At 68.5% G+C, this 16,712-nt stretch carries 13 protein-coding genes; 1 reads left to right on the forward strand and 12 read right to left on the reverse strand.

What is annotated here, in order from left to right; genetic code table 11:
• Positions 1–3 precede the first annotated feature (3 nt).
• The 5 genes from HFP89_RS09930 to HFP89_RS09950 all read right to left on the reverse strand — a co-directional run bounded on the left by HFP89_RS09930 (position 4) and on the right by HFP89_RS09950 (position 5,937).
• A complete protein-coding gene (locus HFP89_RS09930) occupies positions 4–642 on the reverse strand; it encodes a MotA/TolQ/ExbB proton channel family protein (protein ID WP_168717507.1) in 639 nt (212 codons plus the stop codon).
• 81 nt (positions 643–723) lie between these two features.
• Entirely contained in the window at positions 724–3,075 is a 2,352-nt protein-coding gene (locus HFP89_RS09935) for a DNA internalization-related competence protein ComEC/Rec2 (RefSeq protein WP_168717508.1), read from the reverse strand.
• A complete protein-coding gene (gene lolD, locus HFP89_RS09940) occupies positions 3,075–3,758 on the reverse strand; it encodes a lipoprotein-releasing ABC transporter ATP-binding protein LolD (protein ID WP_168717509.1) in 684 nt (227 codons plus the stop codon). The genes HFP89_RS09935 and lolD overlap by 1 nt, the downstream gene beginning before the upstream one ends.
• Positions 3,751–4,995 carry a lipoprotein-releasing ABC transporter permease subunit gene (locus HFP89_RS09945; RefSeq protein WP_168717510.1) on the reverse strand — a complete coding sequence of 415 codons (1,245 nt, stop codon included), beginning with the start codon at positions 4,993–4,995 and terminating at the stop codon, positions 3,751–3,753. Before HFP89_RS09945 ends, lolD begins: the two co-directional genes overlap by 8 nt.
• 36 nt (positions 4,996–5,031) lie before the next feature.
• On the reverse strand, positions 5,032–5,937 hold the full coding sequence (locus HFP89_RS09950) for an RluA family pseudouridine synthase (protein WP_168717511.1): 906 nt from the start codon (positions 5,935–5,937) through the stop codon (positions 5,032–5,034).
• A gap of 478 nt (positions 5,938–6,415) precedes the next feature.
• Between HFP89_RS09950 and HFP89_RS09955 the strand changes: the two genes are divergently transcribed.
• The gene (locus HFP89_RS09955) at positions 6,416–9,061 is read left to right on the forward strand and encodes an Rne/Rng family ribonuclease (RefSeq protein WP_168717512.1); all 2,646 of its coding nucleotides are present in this window, start codon (positions 6,416–6,418) and stop codon (positions 9,059–9,061) included.
• Between the two features lie 57 nt (positions 9,062–9,118).
• Here HFP89_RS09955 and HFP89_RS09960 read toward each other — a convergent pair whose 3' ends face one another.
• From HFP89_RS09960 to pncC, 7 genes are all read right to left on the reverse strand, one after another.
• A complete protein-coding gene (locus HFP89_RS09960) occupies positions 9,119–9,760 on the reverse strand; it encodes a response regulator (RefSeq protein ID WP_168717513.1) in 642 nt (213 codons plus the stop codon).
• Between the two features lie 145 nt (positions 9,761–9,905).
• On the reverse strand, positions 9,906–10,478 hold the full coding sequence (locus HFP89_RS09965; RefSeq protein WP_168717514.1) for a DUF1043 family protein: 573 nt from the start codon (positions 10,476–10,478) through the stop codon (positions 9,906–9,908).
• 74 nt (positions 10,479–10,552) lie between these two features.
• Positions 10,553–13,204 carry an alanine--tRNA ligase gene (alaS, locus tag HFP89_RS09970; RefSeq protein WP_168717515.1) on the reverse strand — a complete coding sequence of 884 codons (2,652 nt, stop codon included), beginning with the start codon at positions 13,202–13,204 and terminating at the stop codon, positions 10,553–10,555.
• Between the two features lie 744 nt (positions 13,205–13,948).
• Complete coding sequence (locus tag HFP89_RS09975; protein WP_168717516.1) at positions 13,949–14,443, reverse strand: regulatory protein RecX; 495 nt, start codon at positions 14,441–14,443, stop codon at positions 13,949–13,951.
• Between the two features lie 8 nt (positions 14,444–14,451).
• Positions 14,452–15,495 (reverse strand): recombinase RecA, encoded by a 1,044-nt coding sequence (gene recA, locus HFP89_RS09980; protein WP_168717517.1) that lies wholly within the window; start codon positions 15,493–15,495, stop codon positions 14,452–14,454.
• A gap of 169 nt (positions 15,496–15,664) precedes the next feature.
• The gene (gene thpR, locus HFP89_RS09985) at positions 15,665–16,195 is read right to left on the reverse strand and encodes an RNA 2',3'-cyclic phosphodiesterase (RefSeq protein ID WP_168717518.1); all 531 of its coding nucleotides are present in this window, start codon (positions 16,193–16,195) and stop codon (positions 15,665–15,667) included.
• Entirely contained in the window at positions 16,192–16,701 is a 510-nt protein-coding gene (gene pncC, locus HFP89_RS09990; protein WP_168717519.1) for a nicotinamide-nucleotide amidase, read from the reverse strand. Before pncC ends, thpR begins: the two co-directional genes overlap by 4 nt.
• Positions 16,702–16,712: the final 11 nt, after the last annotated feature.

A 16,712-nucleotide genomic window follows, 5' to 3' on the forward strand; every position in this document is an offset into this window, starting at 1 on the left:
CGATCAGCCCCAGCCGAGCTCGGACCGCCGCAGTTCGCGGTTGCCGTGCTCGATGGTATTGATCAGGTCCAGCGCCTGTTGCTCCATGCCGACCACGTAGGCACGCACCTTGCCGCGGTAGTACCGGTAGAAGAAGTAGCTGGGAATGGCCACGGTCAGTCCCGCGGCGGTCGTCAGCAGCGCCTCGGAAATGCCGCCGGCCAGCGGTGCCGGATCGCCGACGCCGGCTTCCATGATCGCCGAGAACACCTTGATCATGCCGATCACCGTGCCGAGCAGGCCCAGCAGCGGCGTGATGCCGGCGATGGTGCCGAGCGTGTTCAGGAACCGCTCCAGGTCGTGGACCACGTGACGGCCGGTATCCTCGACCGCTTCCTTGACCACCTCGCGGGCCCGGTCGCGGTTGTCCAGCGCAGCCGCCAGCACCCGCCCCAGCGGTGAGGACTGACGCAGCGACTCGATGTGCTTGCGGTCCAGTTCCCGCTGCCGGGCCCAGGCGGACACCTTTTCGACCACCCCGCTCGGCAGCACGCGCTGACGGCGCAGCGTCCAGCCGCGTTCGATGATGATGGCCAACGAGAGTACGGAGCAGAGCACGATGGGTGACATCAGCCAACCGCCGGCAAGAACGAGTTCGAGCATCGGGGGAACCTGCGAATCCGACCAAACCACGATGATAACCAAGTCCCCGCTCCGCTGCCCGCATCGAAGCACGGCTTCGAATCACGGGTCCGGGCACTGCGTGGCACTTCGCCAGGCGCCGCGCTGCTCCGCCGATCGGTGCGCGAACGCCGGCGCACGTCCCGGCACCAGCGTCAGCGCAAGTGCACCGCACTCGGCCGTCGACCAGAATCGTCCCCCGACGGCTTCGAGCGCATCGGACCATTCCGTGTGCGGCAGCCCCCAGCGATTGACCGCGTCGACCGAAACCACCGCGTGGGTCGGTCGCACCGCGGACAGCCACGCCAGGTCGAGCGAGTCGCGATGTCCCTGGCGCGGCACGACCAGCATGGTCAGCGGACCGTACTCGTCGCCGATCCGACGCAGCACCCGGGCCGACACGCGGCCGCTCAGCAGGACGCGGCCGGCCGCGGAGGCGATCAGCAGCACGCAATCGTCGTCGCCGCCCAGTTCCGGCAGCGCCGGACCGGGATGCAGCACGCTGAACCGCACGCCGTCGATCGTCCATCCCTGTCCGGCCCGGCACGCCCGATCCAGCTGCGGGTGACGGCCGATGAAGGCCGCCTCCGGCCAGCGCGCCCGGGCCACGGCCAGCCCGCCCGACTGCCCGCGCGCCGCCCCCGGCACCACCACCCGATCCGGCGCCCGGACTCCGAGCGTGCGCAGCGCGGGGCCGACGGTCCCGGGAATCCGACTGGAGGCCGCGCCGTCGCCGGATCCGGTGCCGTACAGCAGGCTGCTGGTGCGGGTGCGGACCAGCACGGCCTGGCCGTCCCCGACATCGAGCACATGGACGTCGAACGCCCCGGCCGGCAAGCGCTCCGGCGTGGCGCTGAGCAGCGGGATCAGCAGCACCAGGCCGAGCGGCCGGGCCGGCCAGCCGCGCGGCGCCAGCAGCCACAGCGCGCCGATCCCGGCCAGCAGCATTTCGGTCCAGTCGGCCGCACCCAGACGCTGCACCGCCGGGGCCCGGGCGGCGGCCCACTCCAGCACGACCACCAGCGCGCTCAGGCCCTGCCCGGCCATCCCGGCCAGCAGGCCGGGCAGCGGTCCCGGCAGGCCGAGCGCGAACCCGGCGGCGGCCAGCAGGCCGAACGGCAGCACGAGGAAGGTGACCAGCGGGATGGCGACCAGATTGGCCGGCAGGGCCGAGGGGGCCAGCTGGCGGAACACGCCGAGATTCAGCGGCAGCATGCCGACGGCGAGCACCAGCTGGGCGCGAATCAGCCCGAGGGCGCCGCGACCACCGCCGGGCGGCCGACCGGCGAAGCACCAGACCAGCACGGCGACGGCCGCGAACGACAGCCAGAATCCGACCGCCAGCGGTGCCAGCGGATCGAACAGCAGCACCGCACCGAGTGCGACCAGCAACGCGCGGCCCGGCCCGATCGCTCGCCGCAGCAACACCGCGCCGAGCCCGACGGTCAGCATCAGCAGCGCGCGCTGCGCCGGCAGCGCGAAGCCGGTCAGTGCCGCATACAACGCTGCCGCAGCCAGACCGACGACCAGCGCGTGACGCCGGCGGTCGGGGCCGATCCAGCGCAGCGCGCGCCACGAGGCCAGCAGTCCGCCGAGCAGTGCACCGAATCCGGCGACCAGACTGACGTGCAGACCGGAAATCGCCAGCAGGTGCGCGGTGCCGGTGGCCCGCAGGCGTTCGTTCAGTTCGGGATCGATGCCGGAGCGATCGCCGACCACCAGAGCGCGAAGCAGTGCCGCGGCCTGCAGGTCGTCGACATTGGCCTGCAGCCAGTCACCCAGATCCTGGCGTAGCCGACCCAGTGCGGCTCCGGCCCCGCCCGGGGAACGTCGTTCGGCCGACTGGATACGACCGACCGCGCCGATCCGTGCCGCGAACAGGCTTCGCTCGCGATCCCAGCCACCCGGATTGCGCAGACCGGTCGGCGGCATCAGCCGGGCGCGCAGCCGCCAGGTCTCTCCGGGCCGCGGCCAGCCGTCAGGTCGGAACCAGTCCAGTTCGATCGTTGAAGGCAGTCCCGGCAATCCGGGCGATCGCGGCGACACGACCAGTCGCGTGCGCTCTCCGCGCCGCTCCGGCAAGCCGATCACGCGGGCGTCGAAGGTGACGACCTCGCCGGCCCGTTCGGCCGGCCAGCGGTCCGCCGCCTGGCGTTCGACCGCGGCGACGAACAGCGCAGCACCGAACACCAGGCCCGCCGCGAACAGCATCCTCGATCCCGACAGCGAGCGATCGGTCGAACGGGACGTGGGCCGTCGCCGACCCCGGCAACGCCGAATCGCCAGCAGCAGCGCGGCGGCAAGTCCGGCCAGCACCAGCACGGAGCGAACCGACAGGCCGACGGCGGCCGCGCCGAGCACGCCCGTGACGAGGCCGGCCAGGCCCCAGGCCAACGCTCGCCCCGGCTGCCCCATCAGTCCACGGCGTGCAACCTGCCTTCGCGCATCTCCAGGCGGCGGTCCATCCGGCCGGCCAGGCCGGTGTCGTGGGTCACCACCACGAAACTGATGCCGAGTTCCTGGTTGAGTTCCAGCATCAGCCCGTAGACCGAGGCCGCGGTCCGTTCGTCGAGGTTGCCGGTCGGTTCATCGCCGAGCACGCAGGCCGGACGACGGATCAGTGCACGTGCGACTGCCGCGCGCTGGCGCTCGCCGCCGGACAGCTCCCCCGGCTTGTGGCCCAGCCGTTGTCCGAGCCCGACCCGCTCGAGCAGCGCCGCGGCCTCGCGCTGTGCCCGGTCGGTCGACTGGCCGGCGATCATCAGCGGCAGCGCCACGTTCTCGACCGCCGTGAACTCGGGCAGCAGGTGGTGGAACTGGTAGATGAAGCCGAGGTAGCGATTGCGGAGCCGCCCTCGTTCGCGCTCGCCGGCGCGTCCGATGTCGTGACCGGCGACCTCGACACGACCCTCGGTCGGATCGTCCAGGCCGCCGAGGATCTGCAGCAGCGTGCTCTTGCCGACCCCCGAGGCACCGACGATCGCGACCTGCTCGCCGCGCCGGACGTCGAGATCGACGCCGCGCAGCACCTCGAGCCGGACATCGCCCTGGACGAACGCCCGGGTCACGGCCCTGCAATGGATCACCACGTCATTCATAGCGCAGCGCCTCCGCCGGTCGGGTGCGGCCGGCCCGCCAGGCTGGATACAGCGTCGAGATCAGCGACAGCGCGAGTGCCAGCAAAGAGAATCGGACCACGTCGCCGCTATGCAGGTCCGACGGCAGATCGGAAATGTAGTAGATGTCGGCCGACAGGAATTCGGTGTTCAGAAGCGACTCCAGCCCGGCGACGATGTCCTGTACGTTCAGTGCCAGCAGCGTCCCGCCCAGCGCGCCGAGCAGGGTGCCGATCACGCCGATCATCATGCCCTGCACGATGAACACCACCATTACCCCGCCGGGACTCAGGCCCATGGTCTTGAGGATCGCGATGTCGGCCTGCTTGTCGGTGACCAGCATCACCAGCGTCGAGATGATGTTGAACGCAGCCACCACGATGATCAGCGACAGGATGATGAACATCACCGTCTTTTCCATCTGCACGGCGCGGAACCAGTTGGCGTGCTGCTGGGTCCAGTCGCGCACCCGATAGAACCCCGGCAGCTCGTCGGCCAGCTCCAACGCGATCGACCGGGCCCGGAACAGGTCCTCGAACGCCAGCCGCACGCCGCTGATGTCGTCGCCGAGCCGGAACAGCGCCTGGGCGTCACGCCAGTGGATGACGGCCAGCCCGGCGTCGAACTCGTGCACGCCGGCCTCGAACACGCCGGCCACGGTGAACCGCCGCACCTGCGGCACGACACCGGCCGCGGTGGCCCGGATCTCGGGCGCGAAGATCGTCACCGGGTCGCCGGGGCCGACCCCGAGCATCGCCGCAAGCTCCACACCGAGCACCACCTGCCAGCGCTCGTCGTCGAGCGCGGCCAGCGAGCCGACGACCATCTGGTCGGCCAGTTCCGAGACGTCCGATTCCAGCGCCGGGTCGACGCCGCGGACCAGCGCGCCCTCCACGCCACGGCCCTTGAGCAGCGTCATGCTCTCGACGAACGGCGCGGCGCCGATCACGTCGGGATGCTCGCGGGCGCGTTCGATCAGGTCGGGCCAGTCGGAGAACGAGCGATCCCAGGTCGAGACCGTGGCGTGCGACACCATTCCCAGGATGCGCTCGCGCAGTTCCTTCTCGAAGCCGTTCATGACCGAGATCACGGTGATCAGGATCGCGACGCCGACGGCAATGCCGGCCATCGAGATCAGCGAGATGAACGAAATGAAGTGGTTTCGCCGCTTCGCGCGCAGATAGCGCAGGCCGATGGCGACGGTCAGGGGCTGGAACACGGGATCGGTTTCTCCGGATCGATGACGGCGATGGGTTCAGCGGCGCGTGCGCAGCGCGTCGAGCACGGCCGTCAGCTCGTCCGGCAACGGCGCAGAGAAGACCTGGTCGTCGGGCCACGGCAGGCGCAGGTAGGCGGCATGCAGGAACAGCCGTTCGAGCCCCGGGAGGTCGCCGCCCGGATCGTAGCGGTCGTCGCCGGCCACCGGTGCACCGGCCTCGGCGGCATGGACGCGGATCTGGTGGGTCCGGCCCGACTCGATCTCGGCTTCGACGAAATCGTGGTCGCGGAACCGCTCCAGGACCTTGAAGGTGGTCCGCGCCGACTGGCCGTCCGGGTCGACGACGACGCGATGCTGGCCGCCGGCGTCGCGAATCTTCTTCAACGGAGCGTCGATCACCACGCGATCCTCGGGCAGGTGGCCGGTCAGCAGCGCCAGGTAGCGCTTGTCGACGGTATGACGGCGAAACGCCTGCTGGAGTTCACGGGCCGCCCGTCGGCCCAGCGCGAAGACCATCACGCCGCTGGTTTCCCGGTCCAGCCGGTGGACCGGCACGGCCTGTTCGTCGATCGCGGCGACCAGGTCGTTGAGCCCCCAGGCCAGGCCGCTGCCGGGTTGCGAGGCCAGTCCGGACGGCTTGTCCAGGACCAGGAACTCCTTCTGACGATGCAGGATCGCGGCCCGGACCTGTTCGATCCGCGCCGTAGGAAGCTTTGCTGCCGGGGCCTGGTCGCGAACCGGGGGAACCCGCACCCGATCGCCGGTCGCGAGCTTCTTCATCGGTTTGGCCCGTCCGCCGTTGATCCGCACCTGGCCGGTCCGGATCAGCCGATAGACCAGCGCGCGCGGCACGTTGCCGAGTTCGCGCATCAGGAAATTGTCCAGCCGCTGCCCGGAACGATCGGGACCGATCTCGACATCGCGCGCGCGAGGCGTGGTCATCTGAAGAGCTCCTGAGGAAATTGCCGGACCCGGGGCCGGCAGCGTATACTACGACGGTTGAGCGGTACGTTACCGGCCCAGGCCGGATTCGCTGCCGTTCGACCGGTCAACGCACTCAATGATAGCAGCGCGACCGGCCCGACCCGGACCCGTTCGGTCGGACCTCGCGCGGTATCGAGCGGCCGGACTTCGACGTCCCGGCCGGCACGCCGACACCGGATTCCCGGCCTCCGACCCGAGCCCCGCTCGACCGGAACCCGGACGACGCGAATCGCGCTTGCGCGACGCTTGAACGACAGGACCCGCCCGTCGACCGCGACCCGTTCGCCGGTCCGGACGGATCGACAAACACGACGCTCCCGGCCAGACGAACAAGACCAGAAACGGGCCGGGTCCGAGCGCACCGAAGGCGTGCGCCGAACGAGGATCCTGGCGGCCCCTGGCCGGCCGGGTGCGTCCACGAGGACAAGAATCGACAATGAAACGAATGCTGATCAACGCGACTCAACCCGAAGAGTTGCGTGTGGCCATCGCCGATGGCCAGAACCTGATCGACCTCGATATCGAGGTTCCCGCCCAGGAACAGAAGAAATCCAACATCTACAAGGGGCGGATCACCCGCGTCGAACCGAGCCTCGAGGCCTGCTTCGTCGAGTTCGGGTCCGAGCGCCACGGCTTCCTGCCGCTGAAGGAAATCGCTCGCGAATACTTCTCCGAAACCGCCCAGAAGGCGCTCGATGCCGGCGAGAAGGTCGACATCAAGGATGCCGTCCAGGGCGGGCAGCAGGTCATCGTCCAGGTCGAGAAGGAAGAACGCGGCACCAAGGGCGCCGCGCTGACCACCTTCATCAGCCTGGCCGGCCGCTACCTGGTGCTGATGCCCAACAATCCGCGTGCCGGCGGCGTGTCGCGTCAGGTCACCGGCGACGATCGCAAGCACGTACTCGGCGCGCTCAAGCAGCTCGAGGTGCCCGAAGACATGGGCCTGATCGTCCGGACGGCCGGCGTCGGCCGTGAGGCCGAGGACCTGCAGTGGGACCTCAACTACCTGATGCAGCTGTGGGAGGCGATCTGCGAAGCGGCGCTGTCGAAGAAGGCCCCGTTCCTGATCTACCAGGAAAGCAACGTCATCATCCGTGCCCTGCGCGATCACCTGCGCGACGACATCGGCGAGATCCTGATCGACGCCGAGAACGTGTTCGAGGACGCCCGCGAGTTCCTCCAGCAGGTCATGCCGCACAACCTGCGTAAATTGAAGCGCTACAACGAAGACACGCCGTTGTTCACCCGCTTCCAGATCGAGAGCAAGATCGAGTCGGCGTTCTCGCGCGAGGTCCGTCTGCCGTCCGGCGGCGCGGTGGTCATCGATCACACCGAGGCGCTGCTGTCGATCGACATCAACTCCGCGCGGGCGACGAAGGGTGCGGATATCGAAGAAACCGCTCTGCAGACCAACCTGGAGGCTGCCGACGAGATCGCCCGCCAGCTGCGCCTGCGCGACCTCGGCGGTCTGGTCGTGATCGACTTCATCGACATGAGCAGCCGCGACGCGCAGCGCCAGGTCGAGAACCGGCTGCGCGAAGCGATGAAGGCCGACAAGGCCCGCGTGCAGATCGGCCGGATCTCACGTTTCGGACTGCTCGAGCTGTCGCGTCAGCGACTGCGCCCGTCGCTCGGCGAATCCAGCCACATCACCTGCCCCCGATGCGACGGTTACGGATCGATCCGCTCGATCGAATCGCTGGCCCTTGCCTTGCTGCGCCTGTCCGAAGAAGAGGCCATGAAGGAAAACACCGGCCGGGTCATCATCCAGGCACCGGTGGCCGTGGCCAACTTCCTGCTCAACGAAAAGCGCAAGGCGATCCGCAACATCGAGAACCGCACCGGTACACCGGTGACCGTGGTCGCCAACCACCTGATGGAAACACCGCGCTACGAGATCCAGCGACTCAAGGCCAGCGAAGACATCGAGGAGCCGAGCTACGCGATGCCCCGCGCCGAAGCGGCCGAGCAGGTCGTCTCGCCCAGCGAGAAACAACAGGCCGTTCAGAAGCGCGAAGAACCGGCCGTCAGCACGATGCGACCTTCACAACCGGCCCCGGTGCGCCCGGAGCCGCCGCAGGTCAGCGAGGCTCCGCCGGGCCGTCCCGGCCTGCTTGCCGCGCTTGCGGCCTGGTGGCGCGGGCTGTTCGCCGGCGACGAACCGGACCCTGCACGCGACGAGTCGACCGAGCAGCGCAAGCACGAACGCAAGCCCGAGCGCAAACGCGCGAACTCGCAAGGCGGCAAGAAGCGGACCAAGAAGACCACTTCGGCCCGCACCGGCGCCAAGCCGCACGGCAATCGCGGTCGCAAGCAGGGCGCGGACGAAGCAAAGGACCCGGCACAGGACCATGGTCCGCCCCGGTCCGGCCGCCCCTCCGGCGATGACGATGCGCCGAGCAAGAAAAAGAAGAAGCGTCGCCGTCGCGGGGGCAAGAAGCGCCGCAACAAGTTCGGCACCGGCGGCCAGGACGGCAACGATCACGGTGGTTCTTCGGCCCCGCAGGATGGCGGCGCCGATGGAGGCCATGGGGGTGCGAAGGATGGATCGAACGCCGGCCGGGGACAGCAGGCCTCGACCGACGCCGAGTCCACGCCGAAAGCAGAGCGGAAACCCGCGTCGAAGTCGGAGCCGAAGTCCGAGCCGAGACCTGCACCGAAGTCCGAGTCGAAGTCCGAGCCCGGGCCTACGCCGAAGCCCGAGCCGAAGCCCGAGCCGAAGTCCGAGCCGAAGTCCGAGCCGAAGTCCGAGCCGAAGCCCGAGCCGAAGCCCGAGCCGAAGTCCGAGCCGAAGCCCGAGCCGAAGCCCGAGCCGAAGCCCGAGCCGAAGTCCGAGCCGAAGTCCGAGCCGAAGTCCGAGCCGAAGCCCGAGCCGAAGCCCGAGCAGAAGTCCGAGCCGAAGTCCGAGCGGAAGTCCGAGCGGAAGCCCGAGCCGGCATCCCGCTCAGGTGCCGCCGAAGCACGCCGAAACGATTCCGCGTCCGGCGACGACGGCGGATCGAAGCCGACCGCGAAACCTTCCGGTCAGCAGCCGGGCCTGTTCACGCTGAACGACGGCAAGAAGGACGGCGACAAGAACTGACCTACAGCGCGGCCCGCCGAGGGCGGGCCGCGTTCTGTCCGGCCACCGGCCGGCGGCTCAGGTGCCGGCTTCGATCAGGTCATGCCGGATCGCTTCGCGCAGCAGCGCCACCTCGCTGTCGACCCCGACCTTGTCGTAGATCCGGTACTTGTGGGTGGCGATGGTCTTCGGGCTGACGTTCATGAGACTGGCGATGTCGTTGACTCGCCGGCCATCGGCCAGCATCAGCGCCACCTCCATTTCCCGCGGCGTCAGCGACTGGAACGGCGACCTCGGCGCCCCGGGCAGCAGCGCCATGGCCAGTTGCTGGGCGACGTCCTTGCCGATGTGACGCCCACCGACATGAACGGTCCGGATCGCCCGGACCAGCTCTTCGGCCTCGCAGGCCTTGGTCAGGAAGCCCGATACGCCCATGTCCAGCAAACGGGCCGGATACGGCGGCTGGGTGTAGGCGGTCAGGACGATGATCCTGACCTCCGGATCCTGGCGGAGGATGCGATCGCTGATTTCGAATCCCGACATCCCCGGCAGACTGATGTCCATCAGGATCACGTCCGGCTTCAGCGAACGGGTCATGGCAAGCGCCTGCTCACCGTTTTCCGCCTCGCCGACCACGTCGATGCCCGGCGCATCGTCAAGGATGCCGCGCAGACCGACGCGGACCAGGTGATGGTCTTCCACGACCAGCAATTTGATCATTCTCGAGTCCCCAGGTTGCCAACAGTCGAACGAACACGGCGCCCTACCGCCGCGGTCGTCTACTGTACACAATCCGGGCCCGTTGCGGGCATTCGAATGCGTCGACGGCGCCTGACCGGCGTCGACGGTTCTGCGTCCCGGCGGTTCAGTCGGCGGGTTTGCCGGCCTTGGCCGAAGATGCCGGGGCCGGGGTCGGCTTTGCATCTGCCCGGTCGTCGCTCTTGCCGTCGCTCTTGCCGTCGTTCTTCCCGGTCGCTTCCGGTCGGCTCCCGACGGCCCCTCCCCTGGCGCCGGACGTCGGCCCGGTCGAGCCGGCAGCGGCGGCCTCGGTCGGTGCCGAAGACACCGTCGGGGTGGATTTTCCGGACGACGGGCCGTTCGCTTCGACGGCCGGGCCGCGCGTCCCGATCCGCTTCAGGCGAACTTCCTGGTCGCTGACGCGCGGCATGCGTTCGCGCAGGCTGGCATCGTCGATCAGCGTTTCGGCGCCCTGGCTCAGGTGGTCGAACAGGTCCTTGTAGCTGTCGGTCAGCCGGTTGATCCGCTGCGCGGTCTCGACGAAGTGCTCGGTGACCTGTTCCCGGAACTGCTCGTGCTCCTTCTTCAGCGTGGCGACCGAAGTGCCGCCGCCGCGCTTGCGGTCCGTCCACCACATCACCAGCGCACCGAGTCCGAAGCCGATCACACCCGCGATCGCAACACCGATCCACAACTCCATGTCGTCCTCCATCATGCCGATCGAACCACGAGCCTAACAGGTTCGAGGCCGTCATCGGACGGCGGTCCGGCGAATCAGCCGAGCCGTTCGGCCAACCAGCCCGCAACCGATGCCAGGGCCGGTTCCAGCGCTTCGGGCTCGCTGCCGCCGGCCTGTGCGAAGTCCGGTCGCCCACCGCCCTTGCCGCCGACCTGGGCCGCCACGTGGTTGACCAGTTCGCCGGCCTTGACCCGATCGGTCAGGTCGGGCGTGACGCCGGCCACCAGCCGCACGCCGTCACCGGCCACTGCGCCGAGCACGATGACCGCTGACCCGAGCTTGTTCTTCAACTGGTCCACGGTATCGCGCAAGCTGTTCGGATCGACGCCGTCGAGCTTCTCGGCGAGCAGCCGCACGCCGGCCACCTCGATCGCTCGGCTGCCGAGATCGGCCCCGCGCGACGCGGCCAGCTTCTGATTCAGGCGTTCCAGCTCCTTTTCCAGCTCGCGGTTGCGATCCAGCAGGCCGTCAACGCGCTCGCCGATCTGCTCGGGCGAGGCCTTGAGGCGGGCGGCCAGCGAGCGCAGCGAGCGATCGGCCTGCTGCATCCATGCCACCGCGGCACGACCGGCGACGGCCTCGATCCGCCGCACGCCGGAAGAAACGCCGGCTTCGGAGACGATCTTGAACGCCCCGATGTCGCCGACCCGATCGACGTGGGTGCCGCCGCACAGTTCGGTCGAATAGGCGCCGAACTGGAGCACCCGGACCCGGTCGCCGTACTTGTCGCCGAAGAAGGCCAGCGCACCGGCGGCAATCGCGTCGTCGAACTCCATGACCCGTGCCGAGGCGGCCACGTTGGCCTGGATCTGTGCGTTGACTCGATTCTCGATGGCCTCGATCTGCTCCGGCGTCACCGGTTCGGGGTGCGAGAAGTCGAAGCGCAGCCGGTCGGGTGCGACCAGCGAGCCCTTCTGCTGGACGTGCTCTCCGAGGAGTTCGCGCAGCGCGGCATGCATCAGGTGGGTTGCCGAATGATGGCGAACGATCTCGGCGCGACGGTCGTCGTCGATCCGTGCGGTCACGCGGTCCCCGACCCTCAGCGTGCCCTGGGCCAGGCGACCCTCGTGACCGTGATAGACGCCGGCGAGCTTGCGGGTATCGGAAACCTCGAAGTACGAGCGATCGGTCGACAAGGTGCCGGTATCGCCGATCTGACCGCCGCTTTCGGCATAGAACGGCGTGCGGTCCAGGATCACGATCACCGATGAACGGGCCGACTCATCGTTCGATTCATCGGCCCCTTCATCGGCGCTCAGGATGTCGCGCTTCCGGCCGTCGACGAGAATCGCGACGACCTTTGCATCGTCGAGTGAGGCCTGGTCGTAGCCAACGAACTCGGTCGCAGGCAGATCGGCCACGAGGTCGGAGGAAATGCCATCGCGCACCGAGAACTGGCCGGCCGAGCGGGCCCGCTCGCGCTGGGCCTGCATCGCCGCCTCGAACCCGGCGTCATCGACCCCGAGCTCGCGCTCGCGCGCGATGTCGCGGGTCAGATCGAGCGGAAAGCCGTAGGTGTCGTACAGCTTGAACGCGACCTCGCCGGGAATGGTGTTTCCCTCCAGCGTTTCGAGCACCCCGTCCAGCAGCTTCATGCCCTGGTCCAGCGTCTCGCCGAACCGATGCTCCTCGCGCGCGAGCACATCGGTGATGGCCTGCTGCTTCTCGACCAGCTCCGGATAGGCCTCGCCCATGACATCGGCCAGCGGCCCGACCATGGCCGCGAAGAACGGCGTTTCGCAGCCGAGCTTGTAGCCGTGCCGGATGGCGCGACGGATGATCCGGCGCAGCACGTAGCCGCGCCCTTCGTTCGACGGCAGCACGCCGTCGGCCACCAGGAAGGCGCAGGCCCGGACGTGATCGGCGATGACCTTCAATGACGCGGCCTGAAGGTCTTCGGTACCGGTCCTCTCGGCCGCTGCGCGGATCAGCGCCTCGAACAGGTCGATCTCGTAGTTGGAGTGCACGCCTTGCAGCACGGCGGCCAGCCGCTCCAGCCCCATCCCCGTATCGACACAGGGCCTGGGCAGCGGCGTCATCGTTCCGTCTTCGCTGCGGTCGTACTGCATGAAGACCAGGTTCCAGATCTCGATGTAGCGATCGCCGTCTTCGTCCGGCGTGCCGGGCGGACCGCCGGGAACGTCCGGACCATGGTCGTAGAAGATCTCGGTGCAGGGGCCGCACGGCCCCGTGTCGCCCATCGCCCAGAAGTTGTCCTTGGCGCCGATCCGGGAGAACCGGTCGGGATCGATGCCGATGTCGTCGAGCCAGATCGATGCGGCTTCGTCGTCGTCCTCGAACACCGTCACCCAGAGCTTTTCCGGGGCCAGGCCACAGCGCTCGGTCAGGAAGATCCAGGCGTACTGGATGGCTTCGCGCTTGAAGTAGTCGCCGAAGCTGAAGTTGCCCAGCATCTCGAAGAAGGTGTGGTGCCGTGCGGTATAGCCGACGTTCTCGAGATCGTTGTGCTTGCCTCCGGCGCGCACGCAGCGCTGAGCCGTGGTCGCGCGGCTGTAGTCGCGCTTTTCGGCACCGAGGAAGACGTCCTTGAACTGGACCATGCCGGCGTTGGTGAACAGCAGGGTCGGGTCGTTGCCCGGCACCAGCGGGCTGGAGCGGACGATGCGATGGTCGTGTTCCGCGAAGAAATCGAGGAACGCCTGGCGAATTTCGGCGGTGGTCTTCATGGTCCGGCTCGGGCGCATTCGTAAACCCGCAACTATAGCGGATGCGCCTTCCCGAGCGTGACAGGACCGGTGCACTCCGTCGCCCGCTGCCTACCGTCCCGGGCACGACGGAATCGACCGCTTCCTGTGCAAACGGCGTTCGAACGACCCCCGCCGCGAAGGATCGACACGCCGGAACGGCGGCTCGCACGCGCAAGCAGCGGAAGCGCCGAACGGCCGGCCTGCAGGGCGCCGACCCGGCCTGGAACCGGCCCGCGAGGCGCTGGGCCGTGCTGCAGGAGCGAAGCGAAGGGCGTGTCACGAGGCCCGGACTCCGCTCGTCCTGTCCATCGGCGCCGAGGATTGGCCGAACCGGAACGCTCGAGCAGCGCAGAGGGGCCTGCAGGCGCTCGTTTCCTCGCTCACTCGGACCGGGCGACCTGGATGTCGAGCCCGCTCCGAGCCGGACGCGCCTCGAATGGTTCGTTCAGCGGAGTTCCAGTGAACCCCGCCACTCATTGTGTGACGTAGGACGAGTCGGAGAGCGTTTGGCTGCAAGGTCGGTCTCGCAGGGAATGGCAGCGTCCTTTCCAGCCAACAGAACGCAGCAGATGAATGCGCTCCGGCTCGCCCTTCGAGGAGCGCGCCTGAACCGACATCGCGGCGTTGGGCCCCTTGTCGAGGGCGGGCCATTCACTGCGGGCCGCGCCTTGCACAATCGATTCGGGTGCACGCCATAGGTCACACGATGAGCGGCGGGGTTCACTAGAACGACAGCGCGTTGATTTCACGCAGGTGTTCGCTGGAAAATCCGCGCCTCAGCATGGCCTGGTAGCGCCGCGAGCGCTCCTTGATGTCGCCCGGCGCGGGCCGGCCGCGGTAGCGGCGGTGGTACACGCTCGCCGCCAGCTCGAAGAAATCGACTCCAAGCGACTCCAGCGCACCTTCGGCCGTGCCCTCATCGATGCCGCGCTGGCGAAGCTCTGCCCCGATCCGAACCGGTCCGTAGCCCTTCTCCACCCGCTGCCGGGCAAAGCTCTCGGCAAAGCGGCGATCCGACTGCAGTCCCTCGGACGCCAGTTCGTTCACCGCTCCGTCGACGAGCTCGGCCGGCCAACCCTTGCGAACGAGTTTGTCGCCCAATTCGCGTGCGGCGTGTTCGCGCCGGGCGAGCAGCCGAATCGCGGCCTCGCGGACCTCGCCCGGTCCGACCGAGCGGGTCGACCGGTCGGAGCCGCCTCGGCCGCCGTGGTCGGTCACGATCGAGATCAGCCGGTCGCTTCTTCGGAGTCCGCTGCAGTCCTGTCTTCCGCAGGCGGCTCCTTCGGCAACAGGATGTCGCGGAGCTTCTTCTCGATGTCCGCGGCAATCTCCGGGTTGTCCTTCATGAACTGGCGAGCGTTGTCCTTGCCCTGCCCGATCCGGTCATCGCCGTAGCTGTACCAGGCGCCGGACTTGTTGATGATCTTGTGTTCGACGCCGAGCTCGACCAGCTCACCCTCGCGCGAGATGCCCTCGCCGTAGAGGATCTCGAACACGGCCTGGCGGAACGGCGGGGCCATCTTGTTCTTGACGACCTTGACCCGGGTCTCGTTGCCGATGACCTCGTCGCCGCGCTTCAGCGCGCCGATCCGACGGATGTCCAGGCGCACCGAGCTGTAGAACTTCAGCGCGTTGCCACCGGTGGTGGTTTCCGGCGAACCGAACATCACGCCGATCTTCATGCGGATCTGGTTGATGAAGATCACCGTGCAGTTGGTGCGCTTGATGTTGCCGGTCAGCTTGCGCAGGGCCTGGCTCATCAGGCGGGCCTGCAGGCCGACGTGGGAGTCGCCCATCTCGCCTTCGATCTCGGCCTTCGGCGTCAGCGCCGCGACCGAGTCGACAACGACGATGTCGACGGCGCCCGAGCGCACCAGCATGTCGGTGATCTCCAGCGCCTGCTCGCCGGTATCGGGCTGGGAGACCAGCAGGTCATCGACATTGACGCCCAGCTTGCCGGCGTAGGAGGGATCGAGGGCGTGCTCGGCGTCGACGAACGCGGCCGTGCCGCCGACCTTCTGGGCCTCGGCCACGGCATGCAGCGTCAGCGTGGTCTTGCCGGAGGATTCCGGGCCGTAGATTTCGATGACCCGGCCGCGCGGCAGGCCGCCGATCCCCAGCGCGACATCCAGGGCCAGCGAACCGGTCGAGACCACCGGGACATCCCGGGCGCCGGTCTCGTCGCCCATGCGCATGATGGCGCCCTTGCCGTACTGCTTTTCGATCTGGCTCAGTGCCGCCGAAAGTGCTCGTTTTCGATTGTCGTCCACGTTGCGTCTCGCTGTGTATTTGTTCAGTAGTTTACCCGGAGTTCGAGTATCGCACACACCACGGGGATTTCGCGCTACGGCACGAGCCATCGCAGCGATTTCCTACCCCGATCCGGTCCGATTTCCTACGGATCGGCACTCGGCCGGAGCGATTTCCGGGTGCTCGGCATCATTCTACGGGCCAGGTTCTCAAAACCTGATACGGCCGGCCGGGGATCGACTCGATCAGGGCGAAGTCCCGGACCGCCCAGTCGATCGGTTCGTCGAGCGCCGGCAGCAGGCCCGACGGGCGTGCGTCGATCCCGCGCACCAGCGTCACGTGCGGTCGCCACGAACGGGCATCGATGCGCAGACCCTGCCTGCAGGCCACGCCGATCAGCATCTCGACCAGCGCCAGTGCGGCGGGAACCGGCGCGGCGCCCAGCCAGGCCACCCGGGCCGGCGGGAAGGTGCCGAACCGGTCGAGTCGCAGCGTGAACGGCCCCGGCGGAGTCGACTGACCGACCTCGTCGATCAGCGCATCGACGCGCTCGGCGGCGACGTTGCCGAGAAAGACCAGCGTGAGGTGAAGATTGTGCGCAGGCACCCGGCGCCCGCCGAACTCGCGAACCAGCCGGGCCCGTTCGGTGCGCTCGACCATCGCGGCTCGGAGGGCCGTGTCCGGCCACAGCGCAAGGAACAGCCGGCGGGTGGCGCTCACGACCTCGTCGACACGCGCTCGAGCAGACCGTCCAGGGCGTAGGCGACCGTACGCCGGCGGACCGCATCGCGATCGCCGTCGAAGCGCACCGTCTCGGTTTCAGGCTCGTCGTCCGGCCCGACCCAGCCGAAGCAGACCGTGCCGACCGGCTTGTCCGGGCGGCCGCCGCCCGGCCCGGCGATGCCGCTGACCGCGACTGCATAGTCGACATGGGCCGCGGAACGCGCGCCGCGAGCCATCTCGGCGACCACCATTTCGCTGACCGCGCCGTAGCGATCGATTGTTGCAGCACGAACGCCGAGCGCCTCGGCCTTGGCCCGGTTGGAATAGGTCACCAGGCCGCGGTCGAACCAGTCGGAGCTTCCCGCCAGGTCGGTGCAGACCTTGGCGATCCAGCCGCCGGTACAGGATTCGGCCGTGGCCATGGTCCGTCCGTGCGCGCGCAGCTCCGCGGCCAGGGCCTCGGCCCGGTGCAGCAGCGACGCATCGTCCACCCGATCGGTCATGACGGTATGAT

Origin of the sequence: Wenzhouxiangella sp. XN79A, assembly GCF_012272825.1 — a bacterium.
GTDB lineage: Bacteria > Pseudomonadota > Gammaproteobacteria > Xanthomonadales > Wenzhouxiangellaceae.

Coding starts and splice junctions, on each gene's coding strand:
- pncC (WP_168717519.1), bottom strand. CDS start 16,701: ATGACCGATCGGGTGGACGATGCGTCGCTGCTGCACCGGGCCGAGGCC.
- HFP89_RS09955 (WP_168717512.1), top strand. CDS start 6,416: ATGAAACGAATGCTGATCAACGCGACTCAACCCGAAGAGTTGCGTGTG.
- alaS (WP_168717515.1), bottom strand. CDS start 13,204: ATGAAGACCACCGCCGAAATTCGCCAGGCGTTCCTCGATTTCTTCGCG.
- HFP89_RS09965 (WP_168717514.1), bottom strand. CDS start 10,478: ATGGAGTTGTGGATCGGTGTTGCGATCGCGGGTGTGATCGGCTTCGGA.
- HFP89_RS09930 (WP_168717507.1), bottom strand. CDS start 642: ATGCTCGAACTCGTTCTTGCCGGCGGTTGGCTGATGTCACCCATCGTG.
- HFP89_RS09960 (WP_168717513.1), bottom strand. CDS start 9,760: ATGATCAAATTGCTGGTCGTGGAAGACCATCACCTGGTCCGCGTCGGT.
- HFP89_RS09935 (WP_168717508.1), bottom strand. CDS start 3,075: ATGGGGCAGCCGGGGCGAGCGTTGGCCTGGGGCCTGGCCGGCCTCGTC.
- HFP89_RS09950 (WP_168717511.1), bottom strand. CDS start 5,937: ATGACCACGCCTCGCGCGCGCGATGTCGAGATCGGTCCCGATCGTTCC.
- lolD (WP_168717509.1), bottom strand. CDS start 3,758: ATGAATGACGTGGTGATCCATTGCAGGGCCGTGACCCGGGCGTTCGTC.